The organism is Flavobacterium sp. W1B (assembly GCF_047344965.1).
Lineage (GTDB): Bacteria > Bacteroidota > Bacteroidia > Flavobacteriales > Flavobacteriaceae > Flavobacterium.
The window spans coordinates 1,109,699-1,133,864 of the sequence record NZ_CP178845.1 but is presented as its reverse complement, the minus strand read 5'-3'; the positions used below and the strand labels follow the sequence as shown (position 1 = coordinate 1,133,864).

At 34.3% G+C, this 24,166-nt stretch carries 22 protein-coding genes and 1 tRNA gene; 11 read left to right on the top strand and 12 right to left on the bottom strand.

The genetic code is table 11. From position 1 onward, the window contains the following. Nucleotides 1–19: 19 nt before the first annotated feature. Nucleotides 20–625 (top strand): hypothetical protein, encoded by a 606-nt coding sequence (locus tag ACMDB5_RS05005; protein ID WP_413999918.1) that lies wholly within the window; start codon nucleotides 20–22, stop codon nucleotides 623–625. Here the strand turns inward: ACMDB5_RS05005 and ACMDB5_RS05000 are convergent. The 6 genes from ACMDB5_RS05000 to ACMDB5_RS04975 form a co-directional block, all read right to left on the bottom strand. Further along, a complete protein-coding gene (locus ACMDB5_RS05000) occupies nucleotides 620–1,372 on the bottom strand; it encodes a porin family protein (protein WP_413999917.1) in 753 nt (250 codons plus the stop codon). The two genes, ACMDB5_RS05005 and ACMDB5_RS05000, sit on opposite strands and share 6 nt — an antisense overlap. Before the next feature lie 233 nt (nucleotides 1,373–1,605). Next, nucleotides 1,606–1,734 (bottom strand): hypothetical protein, encoded by a 129-nt coding sequence (locus ACMDB5_RS04995; RefSeq protein WP_413999916.1) that lies wholly within the window; start codon nucleotides 1,732–1,734, stop codon nucleotides 1,606–1,608. A gap of 305 nt (nucleotides 1,735–2,039) precedes the next feature. Beyond that, a tRNA-Ser gene (locus ACMDB5_RS04990) sits at nucleotides 2,040–2,126 on the bottom strand. Nucleotides 2,127–2,187: 61 nt separating this feature from the next. Further along, entirely contained in the window at nucleotides 2,188–3,216 is a 1,029-nt protein-coding gene (locus ACMDB5_RS04985) for an asparaginase (protein ID WP_413999915.1), read from the bottom strand. Beyond that, nucleotides 3,200–4,342, bottom strand: coding sequence for a 1-acyl-sn-glycerol-3-phosphate acyltransferase (locus ACMDB5_RS04980; RefSeq protein ID WP_413999914.1), 1,143 nt, complete (start codon nucleotides 4,340–4,342; stop codon nucleotides 3,200–3,202). Before ACMDB5_RS04980 ends, ACMDB5_RS04985 begins: the two co-directional genes overlap by 17 nt. Before the next feature lie 60 nt (nucleotides 4,343–4,402). After that, nucleotides 4,403–5,170 (bottom strand): TatD family hydrolase, encoded by a 768-nt coding sequence (locus ACMDB5_RS04975; protein ID WP_413999913.1) that lies wholly within the window; start codon nucleotides 5,168–5,170, stop codon nucleotides 4,403–4,405. Between the two features lie 195 nt (nucleotides 5,171–5,365). Here ACMDB5_RS04975 and ACMDB5_RS04970 point away from each other — a divergent pair, with 195 nt between their 5' ends. Then, complete coding sequence (locus ACMDB5_RS04970) at nucleotides 5,366–5,806, top strand: retropepsin-like aspartic protease (RefSeq protein WP_413999912.1); 441 nt, start codon at nucleotides 5,366–5,368, stop codon at nucleotides 5,804–5,806. Between the two features lie 57 nt (nucleotides 5,807–5,863). Here the strand turns inward: ACMDB5_RS04970 and odhB are convergent, their stop codons facing one another. Both odhB and ACMDB5_RS04960 read right to left on the bottom strand, forming a co-directional pair. Beyond that, a complete protein-coding gene (gene odhB / locus ACMDB5_RS04965) occupies nucleotides 5,864–7,084 on the bottom strand; it encodes a 2-oxoglutarate dehydrogenase complex dihydrolipoyllysine-residue succinyltransferase (RefSeq protein WP_413999911.1) in 1,221 nt (406 codons plus the stop codon). A 96-nt stretch (nucleotides 7,085–7,180) separates the two neighbouring features. Next, nucleotides 7,181–9,958: a 2-oxoglutarate dehydrogenase E1 component gene (locus tag ACMDB5_RS04960; protein WP_413999910.1), complete on the bottom strand. Its 2,778-nt coding sequence runs from the start codon at nucleotides 9,956–9,958 to the stop codon at nucleotides 7,181–7,183. 117 nt (nucleotides 9,959–10,075) lie between these two features. Between ACMDB5_RS04960 and ACMDB5_RS04955 the strand changes: the two genes are divergently transcribed. Continuing rightward, nucleotides 10,076–10,618 carry a hypothetical protein gene (locus ACMDB5_RS04955; protein WP_413999909.1) on the top strand — a complete coding sequence of 181 codons (543 nt, stop codon included), beginning with the start codon at nucleotides 10,076–10,078 and terminating at the stop codon, nucleotides 10,616–10,618. 66 nt (nucleotides 10,619–10,684) lie between these two features. On the opposite strand, the gene ACMDB5_RS04950 is transcribed toward ACMDB5_RS04955, so the two are convergent. Together ACMDB5_RS04950 and ACMDB5_RS04945 are read right to left on the bottom strand one after the other, a co-directional pair. Further along, the gene (locus ACMDB5_RS04950; RefSeq protein WP_413999908.1) at nucleotides 10,685–11,038 is read right to left on the bottom strand and encodes a hypothetical protein; all 354 of its coding nucleotides are present in this window, start codon (nucleotides 11,036–11,038) and stop codon (nucleotides 10,685–10,687) included. A gap of 99 nt (nucleotides 11,039–11,137) precedes the next feature. After that, a complete protein-coding gene (locus ACMDB5_RS04945; protein WP_413999907.1) occupies nucleotides 11,138–12,112 on the bottom strand; it encodes a polyprenyl synthetase family protein in 975 nt (324 codons plus the stop codon). A 190-nt stretch (nucleotides 12,113–12,302) separates the two neighbouring features. Between ACMDB5_RS04945 and ACMDB5_RS04940 the strand changes: the two genes are divergently transcribed. From ACMDB5_RS04940 to ACMDB5_RS04920, 5 genes are read left to right on the top strand one after another with little or no spacing between them, the layout of a single operon-like run. After that, nucleotides 12,303–12,824, top strand: a complete 522-nt coding sequence (locus tag ACMDB5_RS04940) for a YceI family protein (protein ID WP_413999906.1) — start codon at nucleotides 12,303–12,305, stop codon at nucleotides 12,822–12,824. A gap of 22 nt (nucleotides 12,825–12,846) precedes the next feature. Next, nucleotides 12,847–13,443, top strand: coding sequence for a TetR/AcrR family transcriptional regulator (locus ACMDB5_RS04935; protein ID WP_413999905.1), 597 nt, complete (start codon nucleotides 12,847–12,849; stop codon nucleotides 13,441–13,443). Between the two features lie 3 nt (nucleotides 13,444–13,446). Next, entirely contained in the window at nucleotides 13,447–14,784 is a 1,338-nt protein-coding gene (locus ACMDB5_RS04930; protein WP_413999904.1) for a TolC family protein, read from the top strand. Between the two features lie 18 nt (nucleotides 14,785–14,802). After that, nucleotides 14,803–15,864 carry an efflux RND transporter periplasmic adaptor subunit gene (locus tag ACMDB5_RS04925; protein WP_413999903.1) on the top strand — a complete coding sequence of 354 codons (1,062 nt, stop codon included), beginning with the start codon at nucleotides 14,803–14,805 and terminating at the stop codon, nucleotides 15,862–15,864. 27 nt (nucleotides 15,865–15,891) lie between these two features. Further along, nucleotides 15,892–19,062, top strand: coding sequence for an efflux RND transporter permease subunit (locus ACMDB5_RS04920; protein WP_413999902.1), 3,171 nt, complete (start codon nucleotides 15,892–15,894; stop codon nucleotides 19,060–19,062). Between the two features lie 55 nt (nucleotides 19,063–19,117). Here ACMDB5_RS04920 and ACMDB5_RS04915 read toward each other — a convergent pair whose 3' ends face one another. Together ACMDB5_RS04915 and ACMDB5_RS04910 are read right to left on the bottom strand one after the other, a co-directional pair. Next, on the bottom strand, nucleotides 19,118–20,116 hold the full coding sequence (locus ACMDB5_RS04915) for a GntR family transcriptional regulator (RefSeq protein WP_413999901.1): 999 nt from the start codon (nucleotides 20,114–20,116) through the stop codon (nucleotides 19,118–19,120). Nucleotides 20,117–20,324: 208 nt separating this feature from the next. Continuing rightward, the gene (locus ACMDB5_RS04910) at nucleotides 20,325–21,329 is read right to left on the bottom strand and encodes a TlpA family protein disulfide reductase (protein ID WP_413999900.1); all 1,005 of its coding nucleotides are present in this window, start codon (nucleotides 21,327–21,329) and stop codon (nucleotides 20,325–20,327) included. A 147-nt stretch (nucleotides 21,330–21,476) separates the two neighbouring features. On the opposite strand from ACMDB5_RS04910, the gene aspS reads away from it, so the two are divergent. From aspS to ACMDB5_RS04895, 3 genes are all read left to right on the top strand, one after another. Beyond that, the gene (gene aspS / locus ACMDB5_RS04905; RefSeq protein ID WP_413999899.1) at nucleotides 21,477–23,228 is read left to right on the top strand and encodes an aspartate--tRNA ligase; all 1,752 of its coding nucleotides are present in this window, start codon (nucleotides 21,477–21,479) and stop codon (nucleotides 23,226–23,228) included. A 111-nt stretch (nucleotides 23,229–23,339) separates the two neighbouring features. Continuing rightward, nucleotides 23,340–23,534, top strand: a complete 195-nt coding sequence (locus ACMDB5_RS04900) for a cold-shock protein (protein WP_007137066.1) — start codon at nucleotides 23,340–23,342, stop codon at nucleotides 23,532–23,534. 241 nt (nucleotides 23,535–23,775) lie between these two features. Next, the gene (locus ACMDB5_RS04895; protein ID WP_413999898.1) at nucleotides 23,776–24,141 is read left to right on the top strand and encodes an NADH-quinone oxidoreductase subunit A; all 366 of its coding nucleotides are present in this window, start codon (nucleotides 23,776–23,778) and stop codon (nucleotides 24,139–24,141) included. Nucleotides 24,142–24,166 lie beyond the last annotated feature (25 nt).

Here is a 24,166-nt window from a genome sequence, read left to right as displayed (position 1 = left end):
CTAACCGATGCCACGAATTTTGAAAAAAATACTTCCTTTATTTTCCTACATCTTTCATCCCATATTCATCTCTGTTTATGCTACGCTTTTATATCTTTTTGCAAACAGTTCCTATTTTGCAAATCAAGAAAAATATTTTGTCTTATTTCAGGTTATTATAATCACTATACTCATACCAATTCTGTTTTTTTTTCTCTTGCGTTATACCGGAAAGATCAGTTCAATTATGGTTCCTGGATTATCGGAGCGCAAAATTCCATTAGTAATACAATGTTTTTTGATTATTTTTTTGGTCCGAAAAAGCATTTCCATAACTCGTTATCCCGAATTGCATTTTTTCTTTTTGGGAACCTTATTAAGTACAATGATTGCTTTAATACTGTTATTTGTCAAGACAAAAGTCAGTCTTCATATGATAGGCATAAGCGCTTTAACGCTATTTGTCTTTGGGTTAAGTTTGCATTATCAAACTCAAGACATCTATACAATTGCCTTCTTCATCCTCATGAATGGCCTGGTAGCTTCCTCTCGTATAGAAATGAAAGCACATACAATAAAAGAATTAATTTTTGGTCTTCTTTTGGGGAGTATCCCACAAATGTTGCTAATGTACTTATGGTTATAGGATATAGAAAATAACTCCTATTTTGAGCGCTTTCATGTCTATCTTCTCACCATTTACTTCGGCAGTTTTAAAAATGGGATTTAATCCATAATAGACATATACATTTATGGTATTGTAACCCGCCGATACATAAGCTCCATATAAAAACTTATTAAAATCTTTATTCCCGGAAACTATAATCTTATTTTGCGCATCAGTATAAATAGATCTATCATGGAGCAAGTAACTAAATTTAACCCCTCCATAAACTCTCCAAAATTTATAACTCTCATAAGTTGATGTTCTCCACCTAAATTCAATCGGCACATCAACTAAAAGCTGACTAAACTTATTTTTGCTAAATGCGGTACTGGATTGTATAATTGAATAGGATGAAGACTCCCCAATTTTTGAAATAGCAAGATTTTGTACATAATTATCATACGAAAAACCAATTCCTGAAGCAATCGCTATAGTCCTATCTTTATTTATAGGCATATCCCTAAGAAAACCAGCAGAAATTCCTGTTGAAAATTTACTTTGTTTTAAACCATCAGGTTGTTGCTGTAAAGTGTTATAGGTGAATCCAAAATAAAACTGATCTTCACGATATAGAGAATCAATTTTCACCGCCTTAATTTCTTGATTTTTGGGGATTTCCTGCGAAAAAACAGGCGAAACAGACGCTAAAAGGAAGCAACTAAAAAATAATTGCAAAGCAATACTTTTGTTCAATGACTGATTCATATTAGTCTTTACCATATTCATTTATACCTCTTTTACCATACAAATATAGGATTTTGACAGATTCATTATACCTATAAATCTCAAAAACAACTGTATTTCATGAATTAAAACAAAAATCCATACTAAAACAATTTTTAGTATGGATTTTTGGCTAGTCATTTAAACCTTTTTATAAACTAGAATCAAAGCATGATTGAATTTGATTCCGAAAAGCAGAAAGAGAAAACCAACTATTTATCTTCCGAAAGAAAATTTTACATTCCCATTCCAGAAGAAATGATCAAAAACATAATTATTAAAAATCCTAGCGATAAGCTCACCGTAGTAACAAAAAAGGCACCTAAATACAAAAACACTTCTTTTTTTCTGCTTTCTATTTTCATTTCTTAATTTTTTAAATTCGAAATTATTTCTTCCTTTTATCTGTATCGTATTCTTACCAACACATAGAAACAAACCCAAAATAGATCTTTTTATCAGAAAACAGCAAATATAATCGACAAAAAGCGTGTTTTTAAAAAATAAATAGTATTTATATTACAAAAATACTTCGTTCAATGTTTTAAAAAATATTCAAATTCAAAACAGATTTCACTCTTTGCAAATTAAAAAACCAAAAAAAAAAACGAAACGAAACATTTATCCATAAAAAAATCCGCTAAAGCTATTTAGCGGATTAAAATTCTTGCAGAGAGGATGGGATTCGAACCCACGATGCAGTTACCCACATACTAGCTTTCCAGGCTAGCTCCTTCAACCACTCGGACACCTCTCTATTTTTATTTTGGTTTGCAAAGAACACAAAAAAAAGTGACTTACAAAAGTAAAATCTAATATTATATTATTTCACCGCGTAAAGGAGTTTCAAATGCTGTTTTGAACTCATTTTGAGGTATATCTAAACTCAACAGATACATCAATTTTGTAATAGCCGCTTCTGTTGTAATGTCTTTTCCTGATATTACTCCTATTTCCTTCATAGAAGTGCTGGTTTCATACTGCCCCATATTTACACTTCCACCTGAACATTGGGTAACATTAATGATATGCAATCCTTTATTTATGGCTTTAACCAATAAATTCAAAAACCAATCTTCGTTAGGTGCGTTTCCAGAACCATAGGTTTCAAGCACAATTCCTTTAAGATTCGGAATGTCAAAAATAGCCGACAAGACTACTTCACTCATCCCGGGAAACATTTTAACAATCACTACATTATTGTCTAAATCTTTATGAACTATCAATTCCTTACCTTCATTTTTAGACAAAAATAATTCAGATCTCATATTCAAATGCACGCCAGACTCAACTAATGCAGGATAATTCGGGGAGGTAAAAGCTTTAAAATGTTCCGCATTTATTTTGGTAGTCCTATTGCCTCGATACAATTTATATTCAAAATAAAGACAGACTTCGGTAATAACCGGTTTTCCATTATTTTGCAATGAAGCAATCTGAATGGCTGTAATCAAATTTTCCTTGGCATCTGTACGTAAATCCCCTATTGGCAACTGCGAGCCCGTAAAAACAACTGGTTTTGCTAAATTCTCCAACATGAAACTCATTGCCGAAGCTGAATAAGACATTGTATCTGATCCATGAAGCACGACAAAACCATCAAATTTTGAATAATTAGCTTCAATAATAGAGGCTATCTCTCCCCATTTTTGGGGATTCATATTAGAGGAATCAATCGGATTTTTAAATGAAAAAGTTTCTATTTCACAATCCAACTGTTTCAATTCAGGAATTCGCTGCAATAATTTACTAAAATTAAATGCTTTTAGAGCTCCTGTATCAAAATCCTTGCGCATCCCGATGGTTCCGCCAGTATATATTAAAAGTATTTTAGCTTTTGAGTTCATCTACATACTTCAATTTATTAACAACGGGATTGGCATACATATCCAGCAACCCCTGCAACGCAATAGGGTTATCAGCATCAATTCGCATATCTAATCTACGCTCAAAAAGCGATTTTTCGTTTGCGGTATAAAGAGAAGCGTGAGCTTCGGTTTTATTTAAAATGTCGTAAGCAATATAATTTGTAGGCCATAATTTATAGTTACTCAATATAGAATCATCGATCACTTGCGCCAATGCCTGAATTTGCTTGTTAGAATTATCAAATTCTTCCTTGATGGTATCAATTTCCTTATCGAGAACATCGCCTATGTGGATGTGAATTCTTTTCTTTTGCCCCATAACACCACTAAGAAGTGTCATGAAATCCTCATTTTTCTCTTTGATATATACTTCATTATTGGCTTCGGCCAACAATTGTGGAATTTTCAAAACATCCGTTGGATCATATTCATACGAAATAGAAACAGGAACCACTTTTATCTTTTTGAAATAATCCATCAGATTCTTTTCATCAGAACCCATTCCAAGCATCTTCAAAACCCCAGGATTGGTAGTATCATTTCCGTCTTTGGTTCTTCCCTCACGTTGTGCAATCCAAACAGATCTATTTTCATGCTGCAATAAATGACCAATATATTCTGATAAGGTTTTCGAACTTTGTAACATCTCACGTGGTGTCAAACCACGTTGCACCAAAAAGTTGCGATTCATCTTCGCCAAGATGTTCAGGAAATCCTTTTTTACCAAATTATCACCAATTGCCGAAGCTGTCATTACCATTCCATGTTCGAATAAGGCAACGTTCAACAAGGTAGTATCCAAAACAATATCTCTGTGATTTGACACAAATAAATAGGACTCATTTTTCTCTAGCTTTTCAAAGCCAGAAGTAGTCAATCCATCAGAACTTCTTTTAAGAACATTATTTATAGTATGGTAGATAAAATTACATTGAAAATCACGAATGGACTGGGTTCTACTAAGTTGCTCTTTCCATACTTCATCAGCCGCATCAGGAAAAGTGAAATTCATCAATGCCTTCATCATAGGATGATCAATCACATTGTGAATAGCGTCATTAATTTCGGAATCATAAAATGGCCGAATAGCGTCAAATTTTTGCATTTTGGTTATTTTAGGTGGGCAAATGAACAAAAAAAATATCAATTTTTTGTGAATTCTATATTAAATACTAAAAATAATCTTTGAATTTTCAGTTGTTATAGTTGCTATTTCTTCGGCCGAAACCTCATAAATATGAGCCAATTTATCGACAACATTTATCAAATAGCTACTTTCATTTCTTTTCCCTCGAAAAGGGATTGGAGCCAAATAAGGCGAATCGGTTTCTAAAACAATGTGTCTCAAATCAATTTGATTCAAAAACTGGTCTATTTTTCCGTTTTTGAAAGTCACAACACCGCCAATTCCCAATTTCATATTATAGGAAATCGCTTTTAAAGCCTGGTCATAGGTTCCGGTAAAACAATGAAAAATCCCAAACAAATCAGCTCCCTTTTCTTCCTCCAAAATTTCGAATATTTCATCGAAGGCTTCACGACAATGGATTACAATGGGCAATTTGTATTTTTTAGCCAATTGTATTTGTTTTCTAAAAGCGATTTGCTGTTCCTTCAAATGGGTTTTATCCCAATATAAATCAATTCCAATTTCACCAATGGCATAGAATTTCCTTTTGGCTAATTCCTCTTCTACATGTTGTAATTCGTCCAGATAATTATCTTTTACATAAGTAGGATGCAATCCCATCATCAAGAAAACATTCTCAGGATAATTTTTCTCTAATTCATACATACTTTCCGTACAAGTGGAATCTATCGCGGGAATAAAAAATCTTGAAACGCCTGCATTTATAGCGCGTTGTATCATCTCATCACGATCTTGATCAAATTCTTCGCTATAAAGATGGGTATGGGTATCGGTAATAATCATTTGTTTTATTTGAAAGCTGCAAAGTTACTATTTTGATTGGTCAATTTTTAGATTCTTGGATTTTTAGATTACATTTGAGTACCCTTTATTTGATTTATGAAATAGCCATGTTTCCGAAAAACACAAACTGGAATGAAGATATACTTCAAACTGGCATATTGCATATGACCGATAAAAAGCAACAAATGTCTGCATATGAAAAACCTACACGAGATCCTTAAAAAAGAGAATTACAAAAAAATAAAATTTAAAATTACAAAAACCCAACATCTACTGATAAAGGCCAAAATAAATGGCGTTATAGGAAATTTCATCTTAGATACTGGCGCTTCTAGTAGCTGCATCGGATTTGAAAGCGTTGAATTATTTTTGGTGGAAGCCAAAAAATCAAAAACCAAAGCTTCCGGAGCAGGAGCAACGGGAATGTTTACACAAATGGCAACCAAGAACCAACTACAATTAGGCAATTGGAAAGACCACTCATTTGATCTCGTAATTTTTGATTTGTCCCATGTCAATGAGGCATTAACACAACACAAGGCAAAACCGGTTCACGGTATCATAGGTGCCGATGTCTTAATGAAAGGAAAGGCGATTGTAGATTATTACAATAATTATTTATATTTGCTCAAATAAAAAATCCCATTTAACAAATATTGTCAAATGGGATTTTTTTATAATTAGAAATGATTTTTACAATTCTAATGCTTTTTTAGGATTGTTATCTAACAATAATTCCATTGGATTTTCAAGAGCTTCTTTAACAGCTACCAAGAAACCAACTGACTCACGACCATCAATAATTCTATGGTCATAAGAAAGTGCTACATACATCATTGGGTGAATTTCCACTTTTCCGTTTACGGCAATTGGACGCTCGATAATGTTGTGCATTCCAAGGATTCCAGACTGAGGAGGGTTAATAATAGGAGTAGATAACATACTTCCAAAAACACCACCATTAGTGATTGTAAAAGTTCCTCCTGTCATATCGTCAACTGTAATTTGACCGTCACGCGCTCTAAGAGCCAATCTTTTGATATCAGCTTCAACACCACGGAAAGTTAAATTCTCTGCGTTACGAACTACAGGAACCATCAGTCCTTTTGGCCCAGAAACAGCGATAGAGATATCACAGAAATCGTAAGCAATCTTATAATCACCGTCCATCATAGAATTCACATCCGGATACAATTTTAACGCTCTTGTAACTGCTTTTGTAAAGAAAGACATATATCCAAGACCAATTCCACCATGTTTTGCTTTGAAAGCATCTTTGTATTCGTTACGAATCAAATTGATAGGCGTCATGTTTACTTCGTTGAAAGTAGTTAACATAGCCGTTTCGTTTTTGGCAGCAACCAATCTTTCTGCTACTTTACGACGCAACATAGATAGTTTTGTACGCTCCGTTCCTCTAGATCCTCCTGTAGGAGTTCCCATTGACGGCACTGCATTTACGGCATCATCTTTAGTGATTCTTCCGTCTTTTCCTGTTCCTGTGATAGTAGCAGGCGCTATATTTTTTTCGTCTAATATTTTTCTTGCTGCCGGAGATGGAGTTCCTGAAGCATAAGTTGCTGCTGGAGCTGCTACCGGAGCCGCAACTGCTGCTGCTTTTGGAGCTTCAGCCACTGGAGCTGCTGCTGGTGCAGGTGCTGAACCCGATGGTTTAGCTGCCGCAGTATCAATTAAACAAACTACTGCCCCTACCGCTACTGCGTCACCTTCTTCTGCTTTCAATGTGATAATCCCACTAGCTTCAGCTGGCAATTCCAATGTTGCTTTATCAGAATCAACCTCAGCGATTGCTTGGTCTTTCTCTACATAATCTCCGTCTTTTACTAACCAAGTTGCAATTTCAACTTCTTTTATAGATTCCCCAGGTGATGGGACTTTCATTTCTAAAATCATCTTGTATAATTTTTAAATTATGAATTTTATATTTTGAATTGTTTTAAAAACAACTACTGCTTGTTCTGTTCTTATTTATTGCTCGAAGAAATCTTTCTAACAGTTGAATAAATCCTTGTCAAAAACCATTCTGATAGCATCGGCATGACGACGTTTTGCTCTGGTATAACTTCCTGAAGCCGGTGCCGCATATGCTTTTAGAGAAGCCAATCTCCATTTTACCAAGTTGAAATTCATCAACATGAAACTATATGCTCCCATGTTTTTTGGTTCTTCTTGTGCCCAAACATAATCATCTGCGTTTGGATATTGAGCTATAATTGCTTTCAATTGCTCTACTGGCAATGGAAATAATTGCTCTATTCTCACAACGGCTACATCTTTACGTCCGTTATTTTCTCTTTCGGCAGTTATGTCGTAATAGAATTTTCCAGTACAGAAAACCAATGTTTTCACATCTGCTTTATTTACCGTTGTATCGTCAATCGTTTCTTGGAAGCTTCCGTTTGCAAAATCTTCTATTGGAGAAACACATCTTGGATCGCGCAACAAACTCTTTGGTGTAAACACAATAAGCGGTTTACGGAAAGTCGTTTTCATTTGTCTTCTCAACAAGTGAAAGAAATTCGCTGGCGTTGTACAATCAGCAACATACATATTATGTCTGGCGCAAAGTTGTAAATACCTTTCCATTCTTGCTGAAGAGTGCTCTGCTCCTTGTCCTTCGTATCCGTGAGGTAACAGCAAAACAATTCCGTTTTGGTTGTTCCATTTGTCTTCGCCACAAGAGATGTATTGGTCGATCATAATTTGGGCTCCATTAGAGAAATCTCCAAACTGTGCTTCCCAAATGGTCAATGCATTAGGATTAGCCAAAGCGTAACCATAATCAAAACCTAAAACACCATATTCTGATAAAAAAGAATTAAAAATATTAAATTTCCCTTTTGCTCCCTCTAAATTATCTATTAATGTAACTTCTTCCTCAGAGTCTTCTACCTTAACTACAGCATGACGGTGAGAGAAAGTTCCACGTTCCACATCCTGACCAGAAATACGAACATCATAACCTTCCTGCAATAAAGAGCCATACGCTAAATGTTCCCCCATTCCCCAATCTAATTGATTGTTTTCAAAGAACATGGTTTTTCGGTCATTTATTAATTTTTCTGTCTTTTTGATGAATTTTTTATCCAAAGGCAAGTTACAAACGGCATTTGCCACCTGAGTTAATCCCTCTTTAGAATAAGAAGTATCAACCTTTTGCAACATTTGAGTATCAGAAACCTGCTCAAAACCTTTCCATTCATTTTTCATAAATGGAGTAATAATTGTCAAATCTTTTTTGCGTGAAGCTTCAAGATTTATCTCTAGATTAGATTTATACTCTTTCTCTAATCCATTTACATAAGTAGCATCTATAACGCTTTCTGACAATAATTTCTCTGCATAAATATCTCTAGGATTTTTATGTTTTGCAATAAGTTTATATAATACCGGCTGTGTAAAACGAGGTTCGTCTCCTTCGTTATGCCCGTATTTTCTATATCCTAATAAATCAATAAATACATCTCGCCCAAATTCCATTCTATAATCCAAAGCAAATTCTATGGCATGTACCACTGCTTCTGCATCATCAGCATTGACGTGCAATACTGGAGAAAGAGTTACTTTAGCAACATCCGTACAATATTTGGAAGAACGGGCATCAGTATAATTTGTCGTAAATCCTACTTGATTATTAATTACAATATGAATGGTACCACCTGTCTTGTAACCGTCAAGTTGTGCCATTTGAATGATTTCATACAAAATGCCTTGTCCTGCAATTGCAGCATCACCGTGAACGGCAATTGGCAATACTTTGGAAAAATCATCCGGAAAATATTTATCTTGTTTTGCCCTGGTAATTCCTTCAATTACTGCACCTACAGTTTCCAGATGCGAAGGATTTGGTGCTAAATTAATGTTTATTTTTTTTCCTGAAGCTGTTACTTTATCAGCTGTTAAACCTAAATGGTATTTCACGTCTCCGTCAAAATATTCTTGATCGTAATCTTTACCATCAAACTCCCCAAAAATATCCTGAGTAGATTTACCAAATATGTTTGCCAAAACGTTCAAACGACCACGATGTGCCATTCCCATAACGAATTGCTCTACTCCTTTTTCGGCTGCTTTTTCGATCAAAGCATCCAATGCGGGAATAATTGTTTCCCCTCCTTCTAGAGAAAAACGTTTTTGACCTACGTATTTTGTATGCAAGAAATTCTCAAAAGAAACTGCCTCATTCAATTTATTTAAAATTGATTTTTTCTCCTCTTTGGAGAAATTAGGCAAATTATCATTTACACCTAGTTTATCTTGAATCCATTTAATAACGCCTGGATTCCTGATATACATGTACTCGACACCAATGTGCTGACAGTAAATAGTATCAAGGTGTTTGATGATATCCGAAAGCGAACAAGGCGCTTTACCTATAATCTTAGCTGCATCAAAAACGGTATTTAAATCTGAACTCGAAAGTCCGAAATTTTCAATATCCAAAGTAGGATTAGATGTTCTACGATCGCGAACTGGATTTGTTTTTGTAAATAAATGACCTCGAGAACGGTAGCCGTCAATCAGTTTTAATACGTTAAATTCTTTTTGAAGTTTTTCAGAAATGGGTGCACATTCTATAGCTCCAGCAGCAACATTTGCGATGTAAGTCGCTGGATTTTCATCATTATAAGTAGCCATCCCAAAGTCAAAGCCCTGAAAGAAACTTCTCCAGCTTGGCTCTACGCTATCTGGATTTTCTAAATATTGATCGTATAATTGTGCAAAAAACTCTGTATGTGCTGCGTTTAAAAATGAAAACCTATCCATAATATCAGTGAATATACTTTTTGTTAAAATAGTTTGACAAAAGTACAATAATCCCCTAAATTTATATTTACTTTTACTTACATTTAAATGTTAAATTGTTCAAAAATTTAAATTCACATGAGAAAGAATAGCTTTTTTTCTGTTTCAAAATTAATTCTGCTTGTCATTATTTCATTAATTTCTAATAATCTGTTAGCCCAACAACAACAAAATATGTCAAATTCCAGAAATGAGTTTTGGAGAAATGTACAGTTTGGAGGAGGAGTTGGTTTAAGTCTCGGTACCGGCTATACCAATATTTCTATAGCACCAAGTGCTATTTACAATTTTAATGAATACGTAGCTTTAGGACTTGGCGCGCAATACACCTATATAAAACAACGCAATTATTACGCTTCTAATTTGTACGGAGGAAGCTTAATAGCCCTATTCAATCCTATTCAGGAAATACAACTTTCGGCAGAATTAGAAGAATTAAGAGTAAATGTAAACCTTAACGGCTCGAACAGCAACTCACAAGATTACTGGAATACTGGTCTATTTCTTGGCGCTGGTTACCGAACCGGAAATGTCACTATGGGCGCTCGTTACAATGTATTGAATGACACCAACAACATTTACGGCAGCGCATTCATGCCTTTTGTAAGGTTTTATTTTTAAAAAAGGGTTAAGAGTTATGGGTTTGTAAGTTTTTTTTTAAAAACTATTTCTAACTACTTATAACTTTTAACGGTATTTATTTCTAAACCACACTTTTTGCCATTCTCTTTTTAGAATCAAAAAAGAAACCTCTTCTGCTAGAATAACCAAATCTGAACCATCCAGTTGCTTTATTTGTTCCTCGGAAACATCAATGATATACAGCAAATTGAGATACTCCGCAAATTTGTACTGAATGAGTCTGTAAATTTTTTCGTGTAATTGAATTTTCAATTCCTCCGGGGAGATGCTCAACGGAAAATCAACTCCTTCGTTAGCCAGATTAAAATCTTTGTTTAGTTGCTCTATCAATTTGATATACAAAGTCTCTTTTTCGGCTTCCGAAAACAGCAAATCAATATTTATTGGAGCTACATACATGGGAATTTTGATTTTGGATTTATAAAATGACGCTTTTGATTGTTTGATTTTGAAATGCTTTCTAACTGAATAGAACTTCAGTAATCAAAAATCTCAGATCTAAACTTTTCTTCCCATTAAAGCTTCACCGAAAGCTCTTAATATCGCTTTCTTTTCTTCTTCAATATTCATTTTTACAAGTGTATCAAAAGCTTTAAAGGTATATTCCTGTATAGCTTCTTGGGTTGCTTTTGAAGCTCCTGAACGATTAAAAATTTCTTTTACAGCACTAATTTTTTCAGAATTATCTGCAAGTTGCACCGAAAACAAATGCATCAGTTGCTGTGCATCTTCTTTTGTTGAAAATTCTAATGCCTTTAAATATAAATAAGTCTTTTTATTTTCGATAATATCACCACCTACCTGTTTCCCGAAGGTTTCCGGATTACCAAACGCATCAAGAAAATCATCTTGCAACTGAAAAGCCAAGCCTAAATTGAGTCCGAATTCATAAATTAAATTGGCATTTTCCTCAGAAGCTTCGGCAACTATAGCTCCCATTTTCATCGCTGCAGCAACAAGAACAGCAGTTTTATACTCAATCATCTTGAGGTATTCAGGGATTGTAACATCTTTTCGGCCTTCAAAATCAACATCCCATTGCTGGCCTTCACAAACTTCGAGCGCTGTTTTGCTAAACAGTTTTGCCAAGTTTCTAAAAATAATCGGCTCATATTGTTCAAAATACTGATAAGCCAGAATAAGCATGGCATCACCAGACAAAATTCCTGTATTGAGATCCCATTTTTCATGCACGGTTTCGTTTCCGCGACGCAAAGGAGCATCATCCATAATATCGTCATGAACTAATGAAAAATTATGAAAAACCTCTACAGCCATAGCCGCAGGAAGTGCTTTTTTATAATCAGTATTAAAAACCTCCGAAGCCATCAAGGTTAAAATGGGCCTCATTCGTTTTCCTCCTAAACCTACTATATATTCAATAGGTTCATATAAATTCCTAGGTTCTTTATTGATTGACTGATTCCCTAAATAAGTTAAGAAAAAATCCCGATACTGACTAATGACGTGCATAAAATAATTTTCGGCTAATTTACAGCATTCACTCCTGATTACAAACTAGGTTGCTAAATCAAATGTTAAAAAAAAGCAAATACTTTGGAAACTATTTCTGTTTCCAAAGTTTCCACACTACATTTGCAGTCGAAAATTTAACATTACTTTTTACTTTAACGTGAAATCAAATAAATAATTCTAATTAATTATGACAACAAAATGGACAATTGATTCAAGCCAATCGGATGCTCTAATTAAAATTAGACATTCCATAATTGCCTACTTAGCCGGAACAAAAAACAAATTTGACGGCTACTTAGATATTCAAAATAATGAACTGCAAAATGCCAGCATTACATTTGATCTAGACATAAACAATAAGGATACAAAATTAGATCAGGTCGATTCTCATTTGAAATTAAATGATTTTTTTGACACAAACGAGTATCCAATTATCAGTTTCAAATCTATTTCATTTCAAAAAGTAAATAAGAACATCAACTTTTTAAAAGGAAATTTGACTGTCAAAAATATCACTAAAGTGGTAGAGCTTGATGCAGAGCTAATAGGAATTGAAACCTATAACGGAAGCACAAAAGCGGCTTTTGAGATAACCGGAAGCATAAATCGTAAAGATTTTGGCCTAACATTAAATTCATACAATCAATCAGGTGGTTTAGCAATGGGGCAAGACATTAAACTTGTTGCTAATTTAGAATTCAGTGCTTAAATAGAAAAAATAATTCAATAAAATGAAAGAAAAAATAATATCACAAGCAAAGGACATGTTTTTGAAACTGGGTTTCAAAAGTATTACAATGGATGATATTGCAGGTGAAATGTGCATTTCTAAAAAAACGATTTATAAATATTTTGCCAATAAAGAATTATTAGTCGAGGAAAGTGTTCAAATCATTCACAAAGAGGTACGCCAACTTATAGAGGAAGTAACCTCAAAAAACTACAATGCCATTGAAGAAAACTTTCAAATCAGACGCATGTTTGACGACATGTTTAAATCATCCGAAACATCACCCATTTATCAACTAAAAAAACATTATCCCGAAGTTTACAAAAGTGCCTTAAAGTTTCAAGTTGAAGAATGTGAATATTGTTTTAGACTGAACATCGAAAAAGGAATTACACAAGGTTTATACAGAGAAGCATTAGATATTGACGCCTATGTAAAGTTTTATTATTACTTAATTTTCAGCATTAACGAAAACACACATTCAGAAAGAGAAGCATATAACCTTGAATATGGTGCATTAGAATACCACACCAGAGCAATGGCTACCGAAAAGGGAATTGCCGAATTAGAAAAAAACTTACTTAATCCAATTACATAAACAATGAAGAAAATCATCATATTATTAACCCTAACATTTGCACTTGCCACTAATGCGCAAGAAGTCAAATCGCTTACGCTAAAAGAGGCCATCAACTTCGCTTTAGAAAACAAAGCTGATGCTAAAAAAGCAAAACTGAAAGTAGAGAACAGTGAATACCAAATTCAGGAAGTACGCTCTAGAGCCTTACCACAAATTTCTGCCAATGGTAGCTTAACTTACAACCCTGTAATACAAACCACTGTTATTGATGGCGCAGGATTTGGTGCTCCAGGTACAACTATTCAGGCTGCTTTTGGTCAAAAGTGGAGTTCAGTAGCAGGTGTTTCTTTGACACAAGCGCTATTCGACCAAACGGTTTTTACCGGTTTGAAAGCGGCAAAATCAACTAGAGAGTTTTACCAAATAAACGAACAATTAACGGAAGAGCAAGTAATTGAGCGTGTGTCAAATAATTACTATCAGGTTTATGTGCAAAGACAAAAGCTTACAGTTATTGACAGTACGTATAAAAACACAACTAAAGTAAGAGACATCATTAAAGGTCAATTTGATAATGGTTTAGCTAAAAAAATTGATTTGGATCGAATTTTAGTAAAGATTTCAAACATCAATACTCAACGTCAACAAGTTTTGAATGCAGTACAAATTCAAGAAAACGCATTGAAATTTTACATGGGAATGCCAATAGAAACTCAAATTGAGATTCCACAAACTGCATTTGAAGTAAGTCCCCAGTCGTTATCAGAAATTCCAAATACAGCAAACAGAACAGAATATTTGCTTTTGAAAAAACAAGAACAACTTTTGAGTTATCAAAAAAAGGCTGTTGAAGCTAGCTATTACCCAACATTATCATTGAGTGCAGGATACAATTACATTGGTCAGGGCCCAAAAATGCCCCTTGGCGCAAAACCAGCCGACGGTGTGTATTGGTCTGATTTCTCTTCAATTGGTTTGAATTTAAAAGTGCCCATTTTTACTGGATTTGGAACTCGTGCCAAAGTAAGACAAGCCGACATTGATTTAAGAACCATAAAAGAAGACATCGACGATACAAAATTAGGTCTTGATTTGGCTTTCGCTAATGCAAAAACTCAGATTGACAATAGTTTAATCACTATTAACAATCAAAAAGAGAATGCACAGTTAGCTAAAGAAGTATTAGAAAACACTAGAAACAATTACTTGCAAGGACTGGCTTCTTTAACGGATTTATTAGATGCGGAAAACTCATTGACAGAAGCACAAAACAATTATACCTCTGCAATATTAGATTACAAACTAGCAGAAATTCAATTAATCAAATCAAAAGGAGAACTTAAAAACTTAATCAAATAAATAACTCTACACATTAAAATGAAAAAAATAACATATATCGTAATTGGACTTGCTCTCGTTGGCTTATCAGTATTTACATTAATAAATAACAAAAAGAAAAATGCTGCTGAGACTGCTATTGTAGCCGAAAAAAATAGCGCCGTATCGGTACGTATCGATACCGTGACAACAGAAGATGTAGATTTAAACTTTGTAGCAAACGGAAATTTTATCCCATCACAAGAATTGAATTTTTCAGCAGAAAATGCCGGTAGAGTTTCTAGTGTATTAGTTGAAGAAGGAAGTACTGTTAGAATTGGACAAACTTTGGCAATTATCAAAGGAGATAAATTAAATGTAGATGTTCAAAATACAAATGCAGGCTATCAAACGGCATTGGCCGATTTGCAACGTTTTGAAAATGCGTACCTAACTGGTGGTGTTACTAAACAACAAGTAGACAACGCCAAATTAAACTTATCTAACGCAAAGGCGAGAATGCAACAAGCTAAAATAGCTATAGGAGATGCTACGATCAAATCATCTATCAATGGAATTGTAAATAAAAAATTCATCGAGCCAGGTTCTGTTGTTAGTGCAGGAACTCAATTATTCGAATTAGTGAATGTTTCTAAATTAAAATTGAAAGTAACCGTAAGTGAAAGTCAAATTGCTAATTTGAAAATAGGATCTACTGTAAACGTAAAAGCAAGTGTGTATCCTGATAAAGATTTCAGCGGAAAAATTACGTTCATCGCTCCAAAAGCAGATGCTTCATTAAATTTCCCAATCGAAATTGAAATCGCAAACAATCCAAATAATGAGATTAAAGCCGGAATGTACGGAACAGCCACTTTTTCAGCTGCAAAAAGCAATCAAGGTGCAATTAAAACTGTTTCAAGAAGCGCTTTCGTAGGAAGCGTGAGCAGCAACCAGATTTTTGTGGTAAAAGACAGTATCGCTACATTGAAAAAAATTGTTGCCGGGCGTATTTTTGGTGATAGAGTAGAAGTTTTAGACGGTTTAGATAACGGAGATATTGTTGTTATTAGCGGACAAATCAACCTAACTGACACTGCTAAAGTTAACGTAGTTAAATAATTACAACATAAAATATAAAAATTAACTATGAAATTAGTCGATATATCCATAAAACGACCTTCCATCATAATAGTGTTATTTATCATACTAACACTAGGAGGTCTGTTCAGTTACAATCAATTAAGTTACGAATTAATCCCAAAATTTGAGATTAACGTAGTAACAATAGCTACCGTATATCCTGGAGCTTCTCCTGGTGAGGTTGAAAATACCGTAACCAAAAAATTAGAAGACGCCGTTTCTACATTAGAAAACGTTAAGAAAATTGAATCAAAGTCGTACGAAAGTTTATCTGTAGTAATGATAACACTTACTGCCGATGCCGACGCCGATTACTCACTTAACGATGCCCAACGAAAAATCAACGCCGTTCTAAAAGATTTACCTGAAGATGTTGATCCGCCCTCATTGAGCAAATTCTCTTTGAGTGATTTGCCAATTATGACTATTGGTGCAACAGCTAAAATGGATGAAACCGAATTTTATGACCTTTTGGACAAAAAAATTCAACCTATTTTATCCCGTGTAAAAGGAGTGGCCCAAGTAAACCTTGTGGGTGGACAAGAGAGAGAAATTCAAGTAAGCCTAGATGCTGATAAATTAAAGGGATACGGGCTTTCTGTTCCTGAAGTGCAACAAGCCGTTCTATCTTCTAATCTTGATTTCCCAACAGGAAACATCAAAACAAGAGCAAACAGTACACTGATTCGTTTATCAGGAAAATACAAAGATGTTCAGGAATTACGTAACTTAGTTATTTCATCTGCAAATGGAATTCAAATTCGTTTGTCTGATATCGCTGATGTACAAGATTCACAAAAAGAAGTAGACAAAATTTCTCGTATTAATCAAGAAAGCTCTATCATTCTTCAAATTGTAAAACAATCAGATGCGAATGCTGTAGAAGTAAGTAAGCAAACGAATTTAAAGATTGCTCAAATTGAAAAAGATTATGCAAAAAGCGGTTTAAAATTAAGCGTTGCCAACGATTCAAGTTTATTTACACTAGCTGCTGCTGATGCGGTAATACACGATTTATTCATCGCTATTTTACTGGTAGCCTTTGTAATGTTGTTTTTCCTACACAGTTTCCGTAATGCGTTAATCGTAATGGTTTCTATTCCGGTATCGTTAATTGCTACTTTCATCGGAATTTCATTAATGGGCTATACCTTAAACTTAATGAGTTTATTAGGTCTTTCGTTAGTGGTTGGTATTCTTGTGGATGATGCCATTGTGGTATTAGAAAACATTCACCGCCACATGGAAATGGGTAAAAACAAAGTACGTGCAGCCTATGATGGTGCTTCTGAAATTGGATTTACCGTAGTAGCGATTACCTTAGTTATTGTGGTAGTATTTTTACCTATCGCAATGAGTACCGGATTGGTTTCTAACATTATTACACAGTTCTGTGTTACCGTAATTATTGCTACCTTATTATCATTGTTAGCTTCGTTTACAATCGTACCATGGTTATTCTCAAGATATGGTAAACTGGAACATGTTACAAACAAAACATTATTTGGAAGAATTATTTTAGGTTTCGAACAAGGATTGGATATTTTCACTCACAAAGTGACCGATATTTTAAAATGGTCATTGAAATATAAGAAAACAACTTTAGCTATTATTCTAGTTGCCTTTTTTGGTTCGTTTGCATTAGTTGGCGGCGGATTTATTGGAGGGGAATTCTTCGCAAAAACGGATAAAGGAGAATTCTTAGTTCAAATTGAATTGCCAAAAGATGCTTCAATTGAACAAACTAACTTTATGACGCAAAAAGCAGAAAACTATTTGCGTAAAGACAAATCTATCGTAGACATGATTACTACGGTTGGACAGACAAGTGAAGGAATGGGAGCTTCTCAATCTACTGCTTATAAGTCTGAGATTCATGTTAAATTAGTAGAAAAAGACCAACGTGAAGACAACTCATTCGTTTATGCTGCTAGAATTAAAAAGCAATTAGAAAACGTATTAGTAGGTGCAAAAATTAAAACCGTTCCAATGGGATTAATGGGAGCTGAAAAAGCACCAATTTCATTAACTGTTACGGGATCTAACCTAGACGACGTTATGGGATTTGCTGAAAAAGCGGCAACTGAGTTACGTAAAATCAGTGGTTCTTCAGGAGTGAAATTAACTTCAGAAGCAGGAAATCCTGAGATTAAAGTTCAGGTAGACCGTGATAAAATGGCTGCTTTAGGATTATCATTACAAACTGTTGGTATGACTATGCAAACTGCTTTTAGCGGAAACACTGATGGGAAATTCCGTGCAGGAGAATACGAATACGATATCAACATTCGTTACGATGAATTCAATCGCTCGAACATAAACGATGTAAAAGAAATTATCTTCATCAACAATGCAGGACAACAAATCAAATTAGGTCAATTTGCTGCTATTACAGAAAGTTCAGGACCAAGTATGCTAGAAAGAAGAGATAAAAGTACTGCCGTAACGATTGAAGCACAAACTGTAGGTCGCCCAACAGGTACTGTAGCTGCCGATTGGGAAGCGGTATTCTCAAAAATGGAACGTCCAGCTGGTGTAAATTATGTTTGGGGTGGTGATATGGAAAACCAAACCGAAGGTTTTGGAACCTTGGGAGTTGCGATGTTAGCTGCGATTATCTTAGTTTACTTAGTGATGGTAGCGCTTTACAACAGCTTTGTGATGCCGTTTGTGGTATTGTTCTCCATTCCGCTATCGTTTATCGGAGCCTTAATTGCTTTAGCCTTAACAAACAATTCATTAAACATCTTTACCATCCTAGGTATCATTATGTTAATTGGTCTGGTATGTAAGAATGCGATTTTGCTAGTCGATTTTGCGAACCACCGAAAAGACGCTGGAGAAAGCACTTATAATGCATTAATCCAGGCAAACCACGCCCGTCTTCGACCTATTTTGATGACGACAATTGCGATGGTATTTGGTATGGTGCCAATTGCTCTAGCAAAAGGAGCTGCAGCCGAAATGAACAACGGATTGGCTTGGGTAATTATTGGAGGATTGATTTCATCGTTATTCCTTACTTTAATTATCGTACCAGTAGTTTACGCGATCTTCGAAAGTATCCTTAAACGTTTTGGAAAAGATGAAAAAGTAGATTATGAAGGATTAATGGTTGAAAATTATGTTCACCAAGAATTAAGCGATGATGGTTTTACACCAAAACATAGTGTTTAAGAATTAAAAAATTAAGCAAAAAACCCTGTTCATTAAATTGAACAGGGTTTTTTATTTACAAAGAATTCCTAATAATCAAAGAACACTTGTTTTCTATTTGTTCTTTTTTTCCTTTTAAAACCATTTGTGCCAAAATTTCCCCCATAGCCTCAAAATCCGTCGAAATGGTCGTAATACCGTTTTCTACCACTTTTTTCAAGGCAGTTTCATTATAAGAAACAATACCATAGTCAGTCCCCAACTTCAAGTTCTGCACTTTTGACTTTTCGATAACCGCTACTAAATCTCGGTCATTTGGAATAACATACGTTTCGCCAACTTCAATTTCGCGATTAGCAAACTTTGTGATTACCTCATACTCAAAAGAAAAATCCTTACAGAAATTTTCAAAACCTTCTTTCATTCCTAGAGGTTCTCTAAATCCCGGAAAAATAATGATTAGTTTTTTGAATTTATCCAGCCTCGATTTTCCCTTCAATAAAGCATCATAAATATCTTTTCGGTGATTTTGATAAACCGCCGGATACGATTTCAAGTCAGGATTAGTTTGATCCAGTATAAATACCTCTTTGGGTGGCAAAGCTTTTATTGCTAATGCCGCTCCCGTTAAATTAGTAGGCATTATTATATATTTAGTATAATTCCCATTACTTTCATTGATCAGCTTTCGAAACATTTCATTATTGAAATGATGAAAGAAAATATCAACCTGAACATCATCACCAATACTTTTCAAAAACGAATTATAGATATCTTCCTTAAAAATATTCAATTCGTCAAACAATAAAAATATTTTTTGTTTTATCGTTACCTCTGTACTCTTTATGTAATAACCCTTGCCCAGAATAGCATAGATTATACCTCTTTTTTTTAATTCTTCGTAAGCTTGCAAAACGGTATCACGCGACAATGAGAACTCTAAACATACTTTGTTTATTGATGGAAGTCGCTCTCCTTTTATTAAAATTCCTTTTTCAATTGCTTTTTCAATTGATAAAACTATTTGCCTGTATTTAGGTAAACCGAGATTATTTTGGATTGAAATAATTTTCATGAACCGATGTTTTTTTGGGCAAGTTACAAAAAACTGGTAGGTACTGGTATATTTTAAAAAAAAATTGGTTTAAAATTTCACATTATATATAAATAATATTAAAAAAAAGCACAAATCGTATTTTGCAACAAAGAAATCACTTTTGAATATATCACAAAAAAACACCAATGCTTTCACATTGGTGTTTCCTGTCTTTTAAAAAAATATTCTAATTCAAAAGAGCATCAAACTCTGCTTCAATACTTGCGCTAGAAGGTCTAGGCGCATCGGCTTTGACAATTTTTCCGTTTGGATCTATCAAAATAAATCTAGGAATTCCACCGATATTATAGTCTTTAACAAATTGTGAATTCCAGTCATTATCAGCAAAAAGCTGAACTCCGCCTAATTCTTTCTCTTTAACAAATTTTTTCCATTTTTCAACATCTTTCAATTGATCGATAGAAATACTAACGAACACAATGTTTTTTTGATGGTATTTTTCTTCTAATTTCTTCAAAAAAGGAATTTCGTTACGACAAGGACCACACCAAGTTGCCCACATATCAATATAAACATATTTCCCTCTAAAATCTTCTAATTTCGTTTTTCCACCTTTGTAATTATCGTAATCAAAAGATGGAGAAAGAGAACCATTCATTTTATTTGTTTTCAAACCTTCTTGATGATACTTAGCCAATCCAGCCAAAGAATTATCAATACTCTTTTTTCGCAAAGCCACAAAATTAGGATCTAATTTTGCATTCTCTAATTTTAACAAATCAGCTGTTTTTTTCTCAGCGATAAGCTTTGCAAAACCTTCTTCGGTTGAAGCTAAAAGCGTATCATAGTCATACTTTGCTTCTTCAATTGCATTTTGTGCCAATAGATTATTCTCTAAAGCTCCTTTTCCCGCATAGACAATTGATTCATCAAATTTCTGAGCATCCATTTTAAGTTTTAAATCATAACCGTTTTTAAGAAACAATTGAGTATATTCTTTCCCATCAAATAACATATAAAAACCTTCCTCAATAGCGAAAGAATCTTTAAAAACTCCATCTTTTCCAACTAAAATCTTTTTAATTTCCTTACCATCATTTCTATTCAGAAAACTAATGGCATCAGTATTTCTGTTGGCAATTTCGGCTTTAAAAGTTAAAGTCGCTTTGGTTTGTCCTATCGCACTAATGGCACTAACAAATGCTAATGCGATAAAAAGTAATTTTCTCATAGAGTTTAAGTTTTTAATGTTAATCAAAACTAAATTAATAATCTGACGTGAAAATAAAAATTAACAAAAAATTAATTTATTGAAGTTTGTCCGTTTTCGGGATTAATTTAATTTTTGTAGCTACTTTTGTAGCTTAAAATTTTGATCATGTATAGAAGTCATAATTGTGGCGAATTGAACGCCACAAATATTAATACCGAAGTTACACTAGCGGGTTGGGTTCAAAAATCACGCGATAAAGGATTTATGAATTGGGTTGATTTACGCGACCGCTACGGAATTACACAACTTATTTTCGACGAAAGTCGTACCGATAAAACTGTTTTTGAACTAGCAAAAACGCTGGGTAGAGAATTTGTAATTCAGGTAAAAGGAACTGTTATTGAGCGTGAAGCCAAAAACAAAAATATTCCAACCGGTGAAATCGAAATTTTAGTTACAGAATTAACTATCCTAAACGCAGCTTTAACACCTCCGTTTACCATTGAAGACGAAACTGACGGTGGAGAAGACATCCGAATGAAATATCGTTATTTAGATATTCGTCGTAATCCGGTAAAAAACAGTTTACTTTTCCGTCACAAAGTGGCAATGGAAGTTCGTAAATATTTATCTGATTTAGATTTCTGTGAAGTTGAAACTCCTTATTTAATCAAATCGACTCCAGAAGGAGCGAGAGATTTCGTTGTACCAAGTCGTATGAACGAAGGACAATTTTATGCTTTACCACAATCACCACAAACTTTCAAACAATTATTAATGGTTGGCGGAATGGATAAATATTTCCAAATCGTAAAATGTTTCCGTGACGAAGATTTACGTGCAGACCGTCAGCCTGAGTTTACTCAAATTGACTGCGAAATGGCATTTGTTGAACAAGAAGACATTTTGAATGTTTTTGAAGGATTGACAAGACATTTATTGAAAGAAATTAAAGGCATTGATGTAGATAAATTCCCAAGAATTACCTACGACTATGCAATGAAAACATACGGAAACGACAAACCAGACATCCGTTTCGGAATGGAATTTGGCGAATTGAACGAATTTGCACAACATAAAGAATTCCCTGTATTTAATGCTGCCGAATTAGTTGTTGGTATTGCAGTTCCAGAAGCAGGAAATTATACTCGTAAAGAAATTGACGGATTGATTGACTGGGTTAAGCGTCCGCAAGTTGGTGCATCTGGAATGGTGTATGCAAAATGCAATGACGATGGAACTTACAAATCATCTGTAGATAAATTTTACGACCAAGACGATTTAGGACAATGGGCAAAAATTACAGGAGCAAAACCTGGCGATATGATTTTTGTACTTTCTGGTCCAGCCGATAAAACACGCACACAACTTTCGGCACTTCGTATGGAATTAGCTAGTCGTTTAGGATTGAGAAAACCAGCTGAATTTGCTCCACTTTGGGTTGTTGACTTCCCATTATTGGAATTTGACGAAGAAAGTGGTCGTTACCACGCCATGCACCATCCTTTCACTTCTCCAAAACCAGAAGACATACACTTACTAGAAACCGATCCGGGGAAAGTTCGTGCCAATGCTTATGATATGGTTTTGAACGGAAATGAAATTGGAGGAGGTTCTATTCGTATCCACGACAAAGCAACCCAACAACTGATGTTCAAATATTTAGGATTTACAGAAGAAGAAGCCAAAGCACAATTCGGATTCTTGATGGATGCCTTCCAATTTGGAGCGCCGCCGCACGGTGGATTAGCATTTGGACTAGATCGATTAGTAGCTATTTTAGGCGGGCAAGAAACCATTCGTGACTTTATTGCATTCCCAAAAAACAATTCAGGAAGAGATGTTATGATCGATGCACCTTCAACAATTGACGCATCTCAGTTAAAAGAGTTACACATAAAACTAGACACACTTTAAAGGCTGAAAACACTGAATATCAATATTTTTGCAAAAAAATATTATAATTTTAGCGTTCGTATTATATTAAAGATTACATTTGCCTCATTATAAATTATTATTACTACTACAATGCGTACAGGTACAGTTAAATTTTTCAATGAATCTAAAGGTTACGGATTCATTACAGACGAAGAAACAGGAAAAGACATTTTTGTTCATGCATCAGGAATCAACGCGGAAGAATTACGCGAAGGTGACAGAGTTAGCTATGAAGAAGAAGAAGGAAGAAAAGGAAAAGTTGCTGCGAAAGTAGCAGTTATCTAAGCATAAAAAATATTTTTTTTTGCCTACGAATGTTTAAAACGTTCCGATTCATTTCGGAACGTTTTTTTTTGTCCACAACGAAAATTCTTATAAGAAAACCCAAAATAAAATTTCTTATTTATAATCATTAAAAATTAAGAAGTAATCCTATTTTGACAACAACTAATTTCTTGATTAGACTTGTGTTTTAATTCCTTGAAACCTATCTTTGTGGCTTGTTTTAGTGCTAAAAAAGATAATTATGCAATCTGATCAATTAAATTATATCCCTATTTTAATACAGTTTTTATTAGCTGTTGGATTTGTCGTAGGAACAATCATTGTTTCTGGAAAATTAGGTCCTAAAAGATCTTCAAAAATTAAAGAAAAAAACTTTGAGTGTGGTATCGAATCCGTAGGAAATGCACGCATCCCTTTTTCTGTAAAATATTTCCTTGTTGCAATACTATTCGTTTTGTTTGATATTGAGGTAATCTTTCTTTATCCTTGGGCTGTTAATTTTAAAGAATTAGGTATGGAAGGCATGGTCAAAATGGTGATTTTTATGTCTTTGCTATTGGTTGGCTTCTTCTACATCATCAAAAAGAAGGCTTTAGAGTGGGAATAATAAATTTATTTTAAATTATAAATTA